The 14,293-nt window shown below is 56.6% G+C and carries 12 protein-coding genes; 1 reads left to right on the forward strand and 11 read right to left on the reverse strand.

Going from position 1 to position 14,293, the window contains the following annotated elements; genetic code table 11:
- The 5 genes from R6U90_RS03155 to R6U90_RS03175 form a co-directional block, all read right to left on the reverse strand.
- Positions 1 to 773, reverse strand: a 773-nt coding sequence (locus R6U90_RS03155) for a Nudix family hydrolase (protein ID WP_410351211.1), incomplete at its 3' end; no start/stop codon positions are given.
- Between the two features lie 449 nt (positions 774 to 1,222).
- Complete coding sequence (gene argJ / locus R6U90_RS03160; protein WP_410351212.1) at positions 1,223 to 2,434, reverse strand: bifunctional glutamate N-acetyltransferase/amino-acid acetyltransferase ArgJ; 1,212 nt, start codon at positions 2,432 to 2,434, stop codon at positions 1,223 to 1,225.
- A gap of 12 nt (positions 2,435 to 2,446) precedes the next feature.
- Complete coding sequence (gene secA, locus R6U90_RS03165) at positions 2,447 to 5,164, reverse strand: preprotein translocase subunit SecA (RefSeq protein WP_410351213.1); 2,718 nt, start codon at positions 5,162 to 5,164, stop codon at positions 2,447 to 2,449.
- Between the two features lie 82 nt (positions 5,165 to 5,246).
- Positions 5,247 to 6,392, reverse strand: coding sequence for a CapA family protein (locus tag R6U90_RS03170; protein ID WP_410351214.1), 1,146 nt, complete (start codon positions 6,390 to 6,392; stop codon positions 5,247 to 5,249).
- Positions 6,393 to 6,425: 33 nt separating this feature from the next.
- Positions 6,426 to 7,364 carry a M23 family metallopeptidase gene (locus tag R6U90_RS03175; protein WP_410351215.1) on the reverse strand — a complete coding sequence of 313 codons (939 nt, stop codon included), beginning with the start codon at positions 7,362 to 7,364 and terminating at the stop codon, positions 6,426 to 6,428.
- Between the two features lie 82 nt (positions 7,365 to 7,446).
- On the opposite strand from R6U90_RS03175, the gene R6U90_RS03180 reads away from it, so the two are divergent.
- The gene (locus R6U90_RS03180) at positions 7,447 to 7,899 is read left to right on the forward strand and encodes a DUF721 domain-containing protein (protein ID WP_410351216.1); all 453 of its coding nucleotides are present in this window, start codon (positions 7,447 to 7,449) and stop codon (positions 7,897 to 7,899) included.
- 148 nt (positions 7,900 to 8,047) lie between these two features.
- Here R6U90_RS03180 and lpxC read toward each other — a convergent pair whose 3' ends face one another.
- The 6 genes from lpxC to murB form a co-directional block, all read right to left on the reverse strand.
- Complete coding sequence (lpxC, locus tag R6U90_RS03185; protein WP_410351217.1) at positions 8,048 to 8,959, reverse strand: UDP-3-O-acyl-N-acetylglucosamine deacetylase; 912 nt, start codon at positions 8,957 to 8,959, stop codon at positions 8,048 to 8,050.
- Between the two features lie 243 nt (positions 8,960 to 9,202).
- A complete protein-coding gene (gene ftsZ / locus R6U90_RS03190) occupies positions 9,203 to 10,345 on the reverse strand; it encodes a cell division protein FtsZ (RefSeq protein ID WP_410351218.1) in 1,143 nt (380 codons plus the stop codon).
- Positions 10,346 to 10,404: 59 nt separating this feature from the next.
- Positions 10,405 to 11,640: a cell division protein FtsA gene (gene ftsA / locus R6U90_RS03195; protein WP_410351219.1), complete on the reverse strand. Its 1,236-nt coding sequence runs from the start codon at positions 11,638 to 11,640 to the stop codon at positions 10,405 to 10,407.
- A gap of 23 nt (positions 11,641 to 11,663) precedes the next feature.
- Positions 11,664 to 12,416, reverse strand: coding sequence for a cell division protein FtsQ/DivIB (locus tag R6U90_RS03200; RefSeq protein WP_410351220.1), 753 nt, complete (start codon positions 12,414 to 12,416; stop codon positions 11,664 to 11,666).
- Positions 12,400 to 13,392: a D-alanine--D-alanine ligase gene (locus R6U90_RS03205; RefSeq protein WP_410351221.1), complete on the reverse strand. Its 993-nt coding sequence runs from the start codon at positions 13,390 to 13,392 to the stop codon at positions 12,400 to 12,402. Before R6U90_RS03205 ends, R6U90_RS03200 begins: the two co-directional genes overlap by 17 nt.
- Positions 13,379 to 14,290: a UDP-N-acetylmuramate dehydrogenase gene (murB, locus tag R6U90_RS03210; RefSeq protein ID WP_410351222.1), complete on the reverse strand. Its 912-nt coding sequence runs from the start codon at positions 14,288 to 14,290 to the stop codon at positions 13,379 to 13,381. The genes R6U90_RS03205 and murB overlap by 14 nt, the downstream gene beginning before the upstream one ends.
- Positions 14,291 to 14,293: the final 3 nt, after the last annotated feature.

Raw genomic sequence — 14,293 nt, forward strand, 5'->3', positions numbered from 1 at the left:
CGGGTCGCCTGCACCGGGGCCACAAAACCGAGATCCACGTCCAGCCGGGTCGCCTCTCGCAGCTCGGCCGGGTTATGGATCGACGCCGATAACCAGCTGTGCTCCGCCACAGGCCGGGCAGAAAACCGCGACAGAGCACTGGCCGGCAGATGAAAACCGTCCACCGGCAGATGAGCGAACTGCGTCGGATCGGCATTGAGCAATACCTGGCAATCGTGGGCATGGCACAGGGCCAGCGCCTTGCGCGTCAGCGCATCGACCCGATCCGCGGCCAGATCCTTGAGCCGTAACTGGACCAGCCGCACGCCCTGTTGCAGGTTTTTTTTCAGCACGGACAACCACTGTTCCTCACTCTCGAGCGGCGGGGTAATCAGGCACTCGGGGGGCAGGCGCACGGCGTTCACAATCGGGCGATTGGCGGCGGGCATGGCATACTCGTTCAGCTTTTCCGGCGCCACCCAGCGCAACAGCTGTCCCTCGCCCCCGTGCGCCTCACCGCTAAAGGCCCGCACTGTGTGAACATCCAGCACGACATGACGATCGGCATACTCATGCGGGATGCGAATCAACGGCTCGCTGTGGCCTGGCGTAATCCCGACCTCCTCAAGGAGTTCGCGGGCCAGTGCCTGTTCCACCGTCTCACCGGCTTCCACCTTGCCACCGGGAAATTCCCACAGCCCGCCCTGGTGGCGATGTTCCGCCCGCCGGGCCAGCAACACCTCGCCAGCCGCGTTATAGATCACTCCTGCAGCAATATGGGTTACTTCAGCCATCGCCAGGAAAACAGCTCCGGCTATTGAGTCGGCCCCATTTTTCAGGGCGGGAATTAAACGCAGAGGACGCGGAGTCACAGAGGCGCGGAGTAAAAATGGTTTCTGGCGTTAAAATTACATCATTCATTTTGTTTGGCTGAAATTTTGAGAAGCGGATCGGTTTTCAATTGAACTTCTCTGCGTCTTCGCGTCTTCGCGTCTTCGCGTCTTCGCGTCTTCGCGTCTTCGCGTCTTCGCGAGAGTTCATCTGTTGTCTTCTCGCATTGCATAACAAATTAACCACCGAGGGAGCAGTTTATTGAGCATTATCAGTGTTGTTCGGTGTTTTCAGTGTTTCGATAGTCTTCAGACATCAGTCCAACACAGATCTTCCTGCGAGTTCTGGCAAGGCGACGAACACCGCGCGCTCTGATCCTAGTGACTAGCCGCTAGTGACTAGCCACTGCAGTTCATGTTCTGTATTCGGCGTTGATGCGCACGTAATCGTAGGAAAAATCACAGGTCCAGACCGTGGCTGTCACGTCGCCGCGCTGCAGATCGACCGTGACGGTGATCTCCGGCTGCTGCATGACCTTTTGGCCCCGTTCTTCGGTATAGCTGGCGGCGCGTCCGCCCGCCTCGGCCAGCAGCACATCATCCAGCCACAGGCGGACTTTTTCGACATCCAGATTGGCCACGCCGGCCCGGCCGACCGCCGCCAGCAAGCGTCCCCAGTTGGGATCGCTGGCGAAAAAGGCGGTTTTGACCAGTGGCGAGTGAGCGAGGGTATAGGCCACGGCCAGGCACTCGGCCTCATCCTGTCCGCCGTTGACCACGATATTGATCAGCTTGGTCGCCCCTTCCCCGTCGCGCACGATGGCCCGGGCCAGCTCAACACAGACCGCCGCCACCGCTTCACCCAGCTGACGGGCAGCTTCACTGTCAGCAGTCACCTGGAAGCCGCTTGCACCGGTAGCCACCAGCAAACAGGCGTCGTTGGTGGAGGTGTCACCGTCGACGGTGATGCGATTGAAAGAGTGATCCACGGCCTCTTGCAGCAAGCTCTGCGACAGGGGCGGGTCGACGGCCGCATCGGTGGCGATATAGGCCAGCATGGTCGCCATGTCGGGGCGGATCATGCCGCTGCCCTTGGCCATGCCGGTAACGGTGATCGGGCGCCCGTCCAGCTCAAGACGGCGTGAGACGAGCTTGGGGACGGTGTCGGTGGTCAGAATGCCATGGGCAGCATCAGGCCAGCCTGCTTCGCTGAGCGCCGCGCAGGCCGCCGGCAGGCCGTCGGCAATCCGCGTCACCGGCAATGGCTCGCCGATCACACCGGTGGAAAACGGCAATACCTCTTGCGGCCTGCAACCGACCTGTTCGGCCAGCGCCGCACAGCACTGGCGGGCATCGGCAACTCCGGCGGCCCCGGTGCCGGCATTGGCATTACCGGTATTGATCAGCAGATAGCGGGGTGTAGTCTGTTGCAGATGTTCGCGGGCTACCGTGACTGGCGCAGCACAAAAGGCGTTGCGGGTGAACACGGCGGCAGTCTGACTGCCCGGGGCCAGCTCCATCACCACAAGATCGCGACGAGCGGGCTTTTTGATGCCGGCACAGGCGGTGCCCAGTCGGATACCCGGGACCGGTTCGAATGCCAGGGCCTGATCAGAATCCGCCATGCAAGAGTCCGTTCAGCTCAGTTTGCCGTGGCAGTGCTTGTATTTTTTTCCAGAACCACAGGGGCAGGGTTCATTACGGCCAACCTTGCGACCTTCACGTACATACGGCGCTGCAGGGGCAGTTTCGTCCGCCGAAGCGGCCTCCTGCCCCTCTTCCATAGCACTGACTTCCCGGTGCTGGAATTCCATCTCCTCGGCATGCTGCTGGCGACGGCGCTGTTCTTCCAGCGCCTCCACATCATCCTCGCTGCGCACATGCAAACGACTGAGCGTGGTAATCGCTTCCTGTTTGATGCGATCCAGCATCTCGGAGAACAGCTGGAAGGATTCGCGTTTGTATTCCTGTTTCGGGTTCTTCTGGGCATAACCGCGCAGATGAATTCCCTGGCGTAGCTGGTCCATCATCGCCAGGTGTTCGCGCCACTGGCCGTCGAGCACCTGCAGCATCACCGCTTTTTCAACCTGACGCATGACTTCGTTGCCGACACTGGCCTCTTTGGCGGCATAGGCGGCCTCGATCTCGGTCAGAATTTTCTCGCGCAGCGACTCTTCATGCAGACTGTCGTCTTCTTCCAGCCACTGACGCACCGGCAGCTTGACGGCGAACTCGGCCTCCAGCATCTCTTCGAGCCCCGGGAGATCCCACTGCTCTTCGATGCTCTGCGGCGGTACGTAGAGACTGACCATGCTATGCACGACATCCTCGCGGAGTGCCTTGACAGTGTCGCTGATGTCGTTGGAGGACAGTAGCTCATTGCGCTGTTCGTAAATCACCTTGCGCTGGTCGTTGGCCACATCATCGTATTCGAGCAGCTGCTTACGCAGATCGAAGTTGTGGCCCTCGACCTTGCGCTGGGCATTTTCAATCGCGCGACTGACCCACGGATGCTCGATGGATTCTCCCTCCTTCATGCCCAGGCGTTGCATCAGCGCGGAGACCTTTTCGGAGGCGAAAATACGCATCAGATTGTCTTCCAGCGACAGATAAAAGCGTGAAGAGCCGGGATCGCCCTGGCGTCCGGAGCGGCCGCGTAGCTGGTTATCGATACGCCGGGATTCATGACGCTCGGTGCCGATAATATGCAGACCGCCGGCGGCGACGACCTGATCGTGACGTTGTTGCCACTCCTTGCGGGTACGCTCGCGGGCAACTTCGTCACTCTCGTCCCCGTCCCCCGATCCGGTGCCCATATTGCCACCGAGAACAATATCGGTTCCGCGACCGGCCATGTTGGTAGCGATGGTGACGGCACCGGGACTCCCCGCCTGGGCGATGATGTCGGCTTCGCGTTCATGTTGCTTGGCATTGAGCACTTCGTGGGAGATGCCTTCTTTTTTCAACACCCCGGAGAGAAACTCCGACACTTCGATAGAGGTGGTACCTACCAGTACCGGCTGACCGCGCTGGCGACAATCGCGAATGTCATCCAGTACCGCCTGATATTTTTCCGGTTGAGTCAGGTAAACCTTGTCCACCATATCCTGGCGAATCATCGGCTTATGGGTCGGAACAACGACCACCTCCAGACCGTAGATGGTCTGGAACTCGTAGGCCTCGGTATCGGCGGTGCCGGTCATGCCCGACAGCTTGTCGTAGAGCCGGAAATAGTTCTGGAAAGTAATCGAGGCAACGGTCTGGTTCTCCCGCTGGATCTCCACCCCTTCCTTGGCCTCCACCGCCTGATGCAGTCCGTCAGACCAGCGCCGGCCGGGCATGGTGCGGCCGGTAAATTCATCGACGATGACGATCTCATTATTCTGCACGATGTAATCGACATCTTTCTGGAACAGCACGTGGGCGCGCAGCGCCGCATTGACGTGATGCAACAGACCGATGTTGGTGGCGTCATACAGACTCTCGCCTTCTTGCAGCAATCCGGCCTCGGTCAGCAACTCTTCAACGTGCTGATGCCCCTCTTCGGTCAGATAAATCTGTTTGTTCTTTTCCTCGACGCTGTAATCGCCGGGGCCATCCTCTTCTTCCTGTTTGATCAGTTTGGGAACCAGGGCATTGATCTTGTAATAGTGCCCGGAGCTGTCTTCGGAAGGGCCGGAAATAATCAATGGTGTGCGTGCTTCATCGATCAGAATCGAATCCACCTCATCGATCACGGCAAAACCCAGATTACGCTGAAACTGCTCTTCCTTGCTAAAGGCCATGTTGTCGCGCAGATAGTCGAAGCCGAATTCGTTGTTGGTGCCGTAAGTAATGTCCGCCGCGTAAGCGGCCTTCTTCTCCTCGAACGGCATCCCCGAACCGATGGTGCCGACCGTCATACCGAGAAATTCATACACTTTGCCCATCCACTGGGCGTCACGCTGGGCCAGATAGTCATTGACTGTCACCACATGCACGCCGGTCTGTGGCAGGGCATTCAGATAGCATGGCAGGGTCGCCATCAGAGTTTTGCCCTCGCCGGTCCGCATTTCGGCAATCTTGCCCTGATGCAATACCATGCCGCCAATCAGCTGCACATCATAATGGCGCAGGCCCAGCGCCCTTTGTGCAGCTTCACGCACCACGGCAAACGCTTCAGGCAGCAGTTCGTCCAGTCTGGCACCCTCTGCCAGGCGCTGGCGAAATTCTGCGGTCTTGTTTCGCAGGGCGTCGTCGGAGAGCGACTGAATCCCGGGTTCCAGGGCATTGATCCGTTCGACGTTTTTGCCCATCTGTTTGACCAGCCGCTCGTTGCGACTGCCGAAGACTTTCTTGAATACTGTTTTGAGCATATATTTGCCTGTGGCGAGCCTTCGATGTAAGGACTCACTTACTGATTTAATTACTTACGCAGGGAAAAACACCTTTGCCCTGTTAAAAAGAACTATTGTACCTGCCGTCGCCGGTTTTGTCCGCTTCCGGCACAAAAGGTTCATGACGCGGATAAAGATAACCCTTACGATCGAACGCCAGCGACGGTGTTGCAAAATCTTCGGCCGTCAGCCGCGCCATGAGCCGCGCCGCCTGTTGCTGCGCATCCGGCACCGGGCCACGCGGTCGTTGCTGAACAAAAGCATGGATACGCCCCTGCACAAACCGGCCATCGGCGGCCAGCTGTGCCTCGAGTAACGGCGCCAGACCGTTCACACCACGCACGCTCATGCCAAGGTACGTGGCAAAATTGCCCAGGCTGTAGGCAATCAGGCGGCCGCGATACAGCTCCAGGGCCCGGGGCACATGGGGGCCGTGGCCGATCACCAGATCCGCGCCAGCTTCGACCGCACGTCGGGCAAAAGCGACCACATCGCCGCGTCGTTCTCCATAATAACGCTCCTCGGCAAATGGCAGATGCAGAGCCGCCTCTCCCTCGGCACCGCCATGAAAGGAGACCAGTACGATATCGTGCTGCCGCTTGAGTCCGTTGACCAGTCCCACCATGCGGGCCGTATCCAGCATATCGTGCGAATTAATAAACGGCGCAAAGGCAATAGCCGCTACCTGCAACCCGTTGACCTCCCAGCGGGCGACATCCCCATGGCGTCCGGTATGCCGGATACCGTGCTCGCGCAGGATCCGCATGCTGGCCGAGCGGCCTTCCTCGCCAAAATCGCGGGCATGATTATTGGCCAGACTCATGAGCGTGAACCCGGCAGCGCGCAGATGGTCAGCATAGCGGGCCGGTGATCGAAACAGATAACAGGCGGATGGATCCTTGCACGTTTTCACCGGCTCCCCGCCATCGAGCAGGACACCTTCGAGATTGCCGAAGGCGATATCCGCCGCCTGTAGCAGCGGGGCGGCATCGAGCAGTAGTTGAGTACCATCGCGGGGAGGCAGGCGATTACGCGGGAAATCGGTCCCCAGCATCACATCGCCAACTGCTGCTACGGTAAGCACCGGAGCGGGAAACTGAACGGAAGCAGAAGAAACAGGTTCGGGGCCAGCCGGCGGCGGGGCGACGCAGGCGCCCAGCCACAACACCGGTAACAGGGCGAATAACCGGGGCAAGCAAAATGACATACCGGTCAACCGGAGTGAGAGTGGAACAACGACTTACTTGCTGGCAAGAATATACTTTTTCGGGTCCACCGCGCGACCATTCACCAGCACTTCGAAGTGAACATGGGGACCGGTGGAACGCCCGGACGATCCCATTCTGGCAATCACCTGACCTTTTTTGACCGTCTCGCCAACTTCCACCAGATGTTCCTTGTTATGGCCGTAACGGGTGACATAGCCTTTGCCATGATTTATCTCGACCAGCTGCCCATAACCGGAACGCTTGCCGGAATAGGTCACGACCCCGGCGGCGACTGCAACGACATCCGAACCTTCCTTACCGGCAAAGTCGATGCCCGAATGATGGGCCCGGCGGCCACTGAAAGGATCGGTACGCATGCCGTAATAGGAGGATAACCAGCCACGGGTGATGGGCCGTCCCGCGGGCACGACTTCAGCCTGCAGGTTACGGGTCATCAGCATGTCTTCAAGTACACCGAGTTGCTCGCCGCGATCCTCAATCTGGGAAGAAAGTTGTTGCAGAGACTGGAGGAAATCCGGCACGGCCATGGAACTACCTGCCGCCATTTCATCGCTGCTGGTAAGCGGTCCGCCCTGAGCCGGGGGTTGCTCGAAGTTGAATTCACCGTTATCCAGGTTGGCCATCTGGGTCAGGCGCTGACCGAGGGCATCCAGGCGCACGACATGGGATTGCAGGTTTCCCAAACGCAATGCCAGCGCATCCATGTTTTCCTGGGCATTACGGGTCACTTCCTCAATTTTCAATCTTTGCGCATCGAGCTCCGATTGCAGAGCCAGGTTGAGGTCGTCCGGATTGGCTTTCATATGTGCGACCCCCAGGTAATAACCCGCGCCGATAAATGCGGCCGGCAACACGATAACCGTTCCCAGAACAAGGCTGATCAGGCGGTGCCGGGTCAGGGTCAGCAATCCTGAACTTCTTTTATTGCGTCTCAATACGACTATATTCATAGTGACAGCACAGCTCTTGTTATTTTACTGTAAGGTTAAAGTGAATTTTCCGATTAACAGGATAAATCCTTCATTAACCAGTATGAATTCTCCCAGACCATTGTACAAGCTTCTGCAGGGGGAAAAGAACCAGCTTGCGGACCTCATCACAACCACCCGCCGGCTGCGTCACCTCAACCAGTCGCTGTTATCGGTACTCGATCAGCCGTTGACAGATCACTGCCGGATCGCACGTTATGATAGCGAACAACTGGTGATTCAGACTGACTCTCCGGTCTGGGCATCACGTTTGCGCTATTACGTACCCACTCTGCTGCAAGAGCTTAAGCAAAATATCCCTGATTTACAAGGACTTAAGTCCATAAAAATCCATGTTGCCCCGGTCACACCGGCCCCGGTGGAAAAGCCCCCGCCGCAACGCGAAATCAGCCCCGCCGCCAGCCGGGACATCTACGCCATGGCCGAGGCCATCGAGGATCCGGCCCTGCGCGCAGCCCTGCAACGTCTGGGGCGGTCCCGCCGCACTGAAGATTAAGCCGTCAGTTTTACTATATTGAGTAGATTTTCGCAGATAATCAGACCAAATCACTGCCTTGCGAATTTGTCAGGCAGGCCCGAATAATCATGCAAAAACGCCGACGAAAGTCGGCGTTTGAGTTCAGTCGCTACATTTTTAACAAATTTCAGGTAGCCTGCACCGGTTGAACAAAGGAGATCGGCGCCTTGGCCGGATCTTCGAATGTAACCTCTTCCCAGGCTTCCTTATTATCCAGCAGGGTACGCAAAAGACGGTTGTTGAGGGCATGCCCCGATTTGTGGCCGCTGAAGGCCCCGATCAGGCTGTGACCCAGCAAATAGAGATCGCCAATGGAGTCCAGGATCTTGTGTTTGACGAACTCGTCTACATAACGCAGGCCGTCTTCATTCAGTACCCGGTATTCATCCACCACCACGGCATTATCCAGACTGCCGCCCAGCGCCAGATTATTGGCGCGCAGGGATTCGATCTGGCTCATGAAACCGAATGTCCGGGCCCGGCTCACTTCCTTCACAAAGGACGTAGTGGAAAAATCGACTTCGGCGGTCTGATTCTGGTCCTTGAAAACCGGATGGTCAAAATCGATGGTGAACGCGACCTTGAATCCATCAAACGGTTCAAATCGGACCCACTTGTCGTCTTCTTCGACGACAATCGGCTTTTTAATCCGAATGAACCGTTTCGGTGCTTTCTGTTCCTGAATCCCGGCGGATTGCACCAGAAAGACAAATGGTCCCGCGCTACCATCCATAATAGGAACTTCCGGCGCGTTGAGATCAATATAGGCGTTGTCGATGCCCAGCCCGGCCAGTGCCGATAGCAGATGCTCGACCGTCGAAACCCGCACGCCATCCTTGATCAGAGTCGTGGACAGGGTCGTGTCCCCGACATTCTCCGGAACTGCAGGTATTTCAACGGGTTCCGGCAGATCCACGCGCCTGAAAACAATGCCTGTATCCGCTGCGGCAGGTCGAAGGGTCAGGTAGACTTTTTCTCCGGTGTGAAGGCCCACGCCGGTTGCGCGAATGACATTTTTCAGTGTACGCTGGTTAATCACTAGCCAAATTCTCCTTTGGAAATCCAGGTCTCCCTGTGTGGTGCAAGGTGTGATGCAAGTTTCGGGCCTGTTTCACTACAAACGCATATATGACGCAAGTATAACACCGTAAGAAAACGTTCATAATAAAACAAGTTCACATCTTACAGCAACTTATACCCATCAGCGGCGGGTTATCCGAAAACTTGATACCCCGGTCACACATCTTTGCCAGCCGTTTGCAGCCCCCTCAGGGGGGGCTAATCAATCCGCCTGACGCCGCAGAAAAGCCGGAATATCCAGATATTCCATATTTCCGTCTCCCTGACGCCCCTTGTCATCCGCCGTACTCTTGTTGCGCATCACGGTCGGCCGATCCAGCTGGTTATAATCAACTTCGCCATCGCTCTTCTTGTTAACCACCAGTTTCGGTTTCTCGCCCTGTTTCAACTCGTTGCCCAGCCCGGTCGCCACCACGGTAACCCGCAATTCACCGGACATCCCGGGGTCGATGACGGTCCCGACCACAACAGTCGCGTTTTCCGAGGCAAACTGCTTGACCGTGTTACCCACTTCCTCGAATTCACCGATGGACATATCCATGCCTGCAGTGACGTTGACAAGAATCCCGCGCGCGCCGGCCAGGTTGACGTCTTCCAGCAACGGACTGGCAATCGCCGCTTCGGCCGCCTCACGAGCGCGCTCTTCACCCGAGGCCCGGCCAGATCCCATCATGGCCATCCCCATTTCGGACATCACGGTCCGCACGTCGGCAAAGTCGACGTTGATCAGACCCGGTCGGGTAATCAGTTCGGCAATGCCCTGCACCGCACCCAACAACACATCGTTGGCCGCCTTGAAGGCATCCAGCAGACTGATGTTCTTGCCCAGCACACTCAGCAGCTTTTCATTGGGAATGGTAATCAATGAATCGACATACTGCTTGAGTTCCTCCATCCCGGCCAGGGCGACTTCCATGCGCTTCTTGCCTTCGAAGGGAAACGGCTTGGTCACGACCGCAACGGTCAGTATCCCCATATCGCGGGCGATTTGCGCCACGACCGGGGCACCGCCGGTGCCGGTTCCGCCACCCATGCCGGCGGTGATAAAGACCATGTCGGCGCCTTCCAGCACTTCCTGGATGCGTTCACGATCTTCCATCGCGGCATTGCGGCCGGTTTCCGGATTGGCCCCGGCGCCGAGTCCCTTGGTGACCCCGCCGCCCAGCTGCAACAAAGTCCTGGCGGAACTGTTTTTCATGGCCTGAGCATCGGTATTGGCGCAGATAAAATCCACACCTTCAATACTCTGTACCACCATATGTTCAACGGCATTACCACCACCGCCACCGACACCGATCACTTTTATCACGGCGTTCTGACTGTAAGTATCCATTAGTTCAAACATTTTACCCCTCCTCACTGTCAATGCAGTTGTTGGTACATTGTGTCTACGTCACAAATCCTTTAGAAATTTCCCTGAAACCAGCTCTTCATCCGTCGCATGACGGTTGTAAAACCACCGCCCATGCGTGTTTCCACTTCACGCAAGGCACGATTCTGATAACCAAACAGCAATAATCCGACCCCGGTGGAGTAAATGGGGTTACGCACCACATCCACCAGGCCACTGACATATTGCGGCAGACCCTGACGAACCGGCATATGGAATATCTCCTCGGCCAGTTCCACTGTGCCTTCCATCTTGGAGCTGCCCCCGGTCAGCACGATGCCGGCAGCACACAAATCTTCAAACCCGCTACGCCGCAATTCGGCCTGAATCAGCGTAAACAGTTCTTCGTAGCGCGGTTCGACCACCTCAGCCAGGGTCTGGCGCGCCAGACGACGTACCGGCCGCTCACCGACACTCGGTACTTCAATCGTTTCGTCTGCACTGGCCAGCTGGGTGAGTGCACAGGCGTATTTGATCTTGATCTCCTCGGCATGTTGGGTCGGAGTACGCAGAGCCACGGCAATATCGTTGGTTACCTGATCGCCGGCAATCGGGATCACTGCGGTATGGCGGATGGCACCTTCGGTGAACACCGCTATATCAGTAGTACCGCCACCAATATCCACCAGGCAAACCCCCAGCTCCTTTTCATCCTCGGTCAATACAGAATGGCTGGACGCCAGTTGTTCGAGAATGATGTCATCGACTTCCAGCCCGCAGCGACGAACACATTTGATAATATTCTGTGCCGCACTCACTGCGCCGGTCACCATGTGTACCTTGGCTTCCAGCCGCACCCCCGACATCCCGATGGGTTCGCGAATACTTTCCTGATCATCGATAATGAATTCCTGCGGCATAATATGCAGGACTTTCTGATCGGCCGGTATAGCCACGGCTCTGGCCGCATCAATAACCCGCTCGACATCATATTGAGTCACTTCCTTGTCGCGAATTGCCACGATACCGTGCGAGTTGAGACTGCGAATATGACTCCCCGCTATTCCGGCATAAACGGAATGAATCTGGCAGCCGGCCATCAGCTCGGCTTCTTCCACAGCTCGCTGTATCGACTGGACGGTGGATTCAATGTTAACCACCACCCCTTTTTTCAGGCCGCGAGAAGGGTGCGAACCCAGTCCGATAATCTCGATATCATTTTCGGGGGTTACCTCGCCGACAATTGCAACCACCTTGGAGGTACCGATATCCAGGCCAACAATCAGGTTTTTTTCTGTTTTCTTAGACATTCACTGCCACTCCCCGAATCCTTTTATGCACTTTTTGATTCCCACGCGACCGCCATGCCATTGGTGTAACGCAAATCGATCCGCTTGACGTTGCCACGCTCCAGCATCTTGAGCCGGGGATAACTGCGAACAAACCGTGCCAGTCGCTCAAATTCATGTTCGCGTCCCAGTTTCAGACGCATGCCACTATGCAAGTCAATCTGCCAGGCATGACGTCTGTCCAGTTTCAACTCGCTGATTTGCATATCCAGCGGCGCCAGCAACCTGGAAAACTGTTGATATGATTTCAGCATTTTTTCCCGCAGCTTTTCTGGCCCGTGAAATACGGGCAATCCGGATGGGTAGGTCGATTGCGCCGGGCGGAATATCTCGCCACGAGTACTTAACAAACCGCCCTGTGACCACACCGCAAAAGGTTGGCGCTCGATAAAATGAATCGCCAGGGTCTCGGGCCAGATCCGGCGCACCGTTGCCTGTTCGATCCAGGGCAGGTTTTCGACCTGTTGCTGGATAGCGTCGACATTGATATCGAAATAACCCACACCTGAGACCTGCTTTGACAATGGTTTCAGCATATTTTCAGTCACATTAATAAAGCTGCCCTGTACCCGGATTTTGCTTACCGGGACATTCATCGGATTGAGCAATTGCTCAACAGCCCAGTAGAGCAATACCGCCAGCATTACCGCAGATACGACAAACAAGCTGCGGCCCGGACGAAATGTCAGCTTCGATAACGTTGATACTGGCAGGGTTTGTCTAGCCTGCGCCGACATGATTGCCCTCCTGTTGTCGATGGCCATTGTGTCCTGTCAGGGTCCTGGCGAGTATCGCGTAAACCAGCTGGTCGAAATCCATCCCGACGGCCTTCGCAGCCATCGGCACCAGAGAGTGATCCGTCATCCCCGGCACGGTATTCAATTCAATTACCCATGGCTTACCCTCTGCCGAGCAGAGAATATCGACCCGTCCCCAGTCCCGGGCTCCCACTGCCTTGAAGGCCGCCAGCGCCAGGCGTTGTAACTGACCCTCCTGTTCAACTTGCAGGCCACAGGGACACAGATAGCGAGTCTGATCTGACTGGTATTTGGCTTCATAGTCATAAAATGCATTGGGTGTCTCGAGCTTGATGACCGGCAGGGCCTGTTCACCCAGAATGGTGACGGTATATTCTCCACCCTCGATCCAGCGCTCGGCAATTACCGCACCGGAAAACTGAGCGGCCGTCGCATATGCCTCGCGCATTTGTTGCGGTTCATCGACCCGACTCATACCGATACTTGATCCTTCCAGGGCCGGCTTCACCATCAACGGCAGCCCAAGACTGGCCACGACATACTCGGGATCGGTATCGTCATCCAGCACCATGTAATCAGGGGTAGGCAAACCGGCCGCCTCAAGAATCATTTTGCTGCGCAACTTGTCCATGGCCAGTGCCGAGGAAAGTACATCGCTGCCGGTATAGGGTATATCCAGGATTTCCAGCACGGCCTGAATCCGGCCATCCTCCCCACCGGAACCATGCAGTACGATAAAGGCCCGATCGTAATTGCCGTTCTCCAGTTCCTGCAGGATCGTTTGTTTTTTTACATCGATTCCGTATGCCTCGACACCACAGCGCAACAGGGCATCCAGTACGGCCTGTCCGCTGCGCAACGAAACGGCCCGTTCGGACGACCATCCTCCCATCAGGACAGCTACCTTGCCAAGGCTCTGCGGTTTGACATTATCGCTGTTATTAATGCGACTCATCAGGTTCTCCGACGATTTGCACTTCCTTTACCAGCGTTATACCCGTTGTCTGTTTGACTTCATCGGCAACATGCTGCATCAGTAGTTCAATATCCCGAGCTGTCGCGGTCCCGGTGTTGATAATGAAATTGGCATGTTTTTCTGACACACAGGCTCCGCCGATACAGGTATTTTTCAATCCACATTGCTCGATCAGTCGCGCGGCATAATCTCCCGGTGGATTGCGAAATACTGAACCGGCAGTGGGCTGACTGGTCGGCTGCGTTGCACCACGTCGTGCCAGGTGTTGTTTGATTTTTTGCAGCCCCTCTTCCGTATTCCCGGTTTCCAGTTTCAGGGTTGCGCCGACAAACCATTCATCGATGTATCCCTTGACATAGCGATAGCCAGTTTCAAATTCACCAGCCAGCCGGGTTTTCAGGTTCCCCTGTCGATCAATAACCTGTACCGACTCGACAATACTCCAGGTCTCCCCACCCATAGCACCGGCGTTCATGGCCAATGCACCACCAAATGTCCCCGGTATTCCACAGAGAAATTCAGCTCCGTGTAACCCTTGCCTGGCGGTTTGCCGCGCCAGCTGCGGCGAGGCCAGTCCGGCTTCAACATAAACCCGGTTCCCCTCCAGCCATTCAATCCGGTTGAGTACACCACTGGTACAGATCACGGTGCCCGGCAAACCACTGTCCCGTACCAGCAGATTACTACCCAGGCCGACCCAGAACAGAGGCTCTTCCGGCGGCAGCTGTTGCAATAACTGCTGCAGATCGGTCAGGTCCGAGGGCTGATAGAAACACTCGGCAACACCGCCTGCGCGCCACGAGGTGTGACGGCTCATCGGCTCGTGTTGCTTCATGATCCCGCGTAGCTGCATTATTTCTGCCTCAAACCTGTCCATCGG

Source organism: Thiohalophilus sp. (assembly GCF_046483665.1).
Classification (GTDB): domain Bacteria; phylum Pseudomonadota; class Gammaproteobacteria; order UBA6429; family Thiohalophilaceae; genus Thiohalophilus.

Excerpts from the sequence above, each read along its gene's own strand:
- argJ (WP_410351212.1), bottom strand. The coding sequence starts at position 2,434 with ATGGCGGATTCTGATCAGGCCCTGGCATTCGAACCGGTCCCGGGTATC.
- secA (WP_410351213.1), bottom strand. The coding sequence starts at position 5,164 with ATGCTCAAAACAGTATTCAAGAAAGTCTTCGGCAGTCGCAACGAGCGG.
- R6U90_RS03170 (WP_410351214.1), bottom strand. The coding sequence starts at position 6,392 with ATGTCATTTTGCTTGCCCCGGTTATTCGCCCTGTTACCGGTGTTGTGG.
- R6U90_RS03175 (WP_410351215.1), bottom strand. The coding sequence starts at position 7,364 with ATGAATATAGTCGTATTGAGACGCAATAAAAGAAGTTCAGGATTGCTG.
- R6U90_RS03180 (WP_410351216.1), top strand. The coding sequence starts at position 7,447 with ATGAATTCTCCCAGACCATTGTACAAGCTTCTGCAGGGGGAAAAGAAC.
- ftsZ (WP_410351218.1), bottom strand. The coding sequence starts at position 10,345 with ATGTTTGAACTAATGGATACTTACAGTCAGAACGCCGTGATAAAAGTG.
- ftsA (WP_410351219.1), bottom strand. The coding sequence starts at position 11,640 with ATGTCTAAGAAAACAGAAAAAAACCTGATTGTTGGCCTGGATATCGGT.
- R6U90_RS03200 (WP_410351220.1), bottom strand. The coding sequence starts at position 12,416 with ATGTCGGCGCAGGCTAGACAAACCCTGCCAGTATCAACGTTATCGAAG.
- R6U90_RS03205 (WP_410351221.1), bottom strand. The coding sequence starts at position 13,392 with ATGAGTCGCATTAATAACAGCGATAATGTCAAACCGCAGAGCCTTGGC.
- murB (WP_410351222.1), bottom strand. The coding sequence starts at position 14,290 with ATGGACAGGTTTGAGGCAGAAATAATGCAGCTACGCGGGATCATGAAG.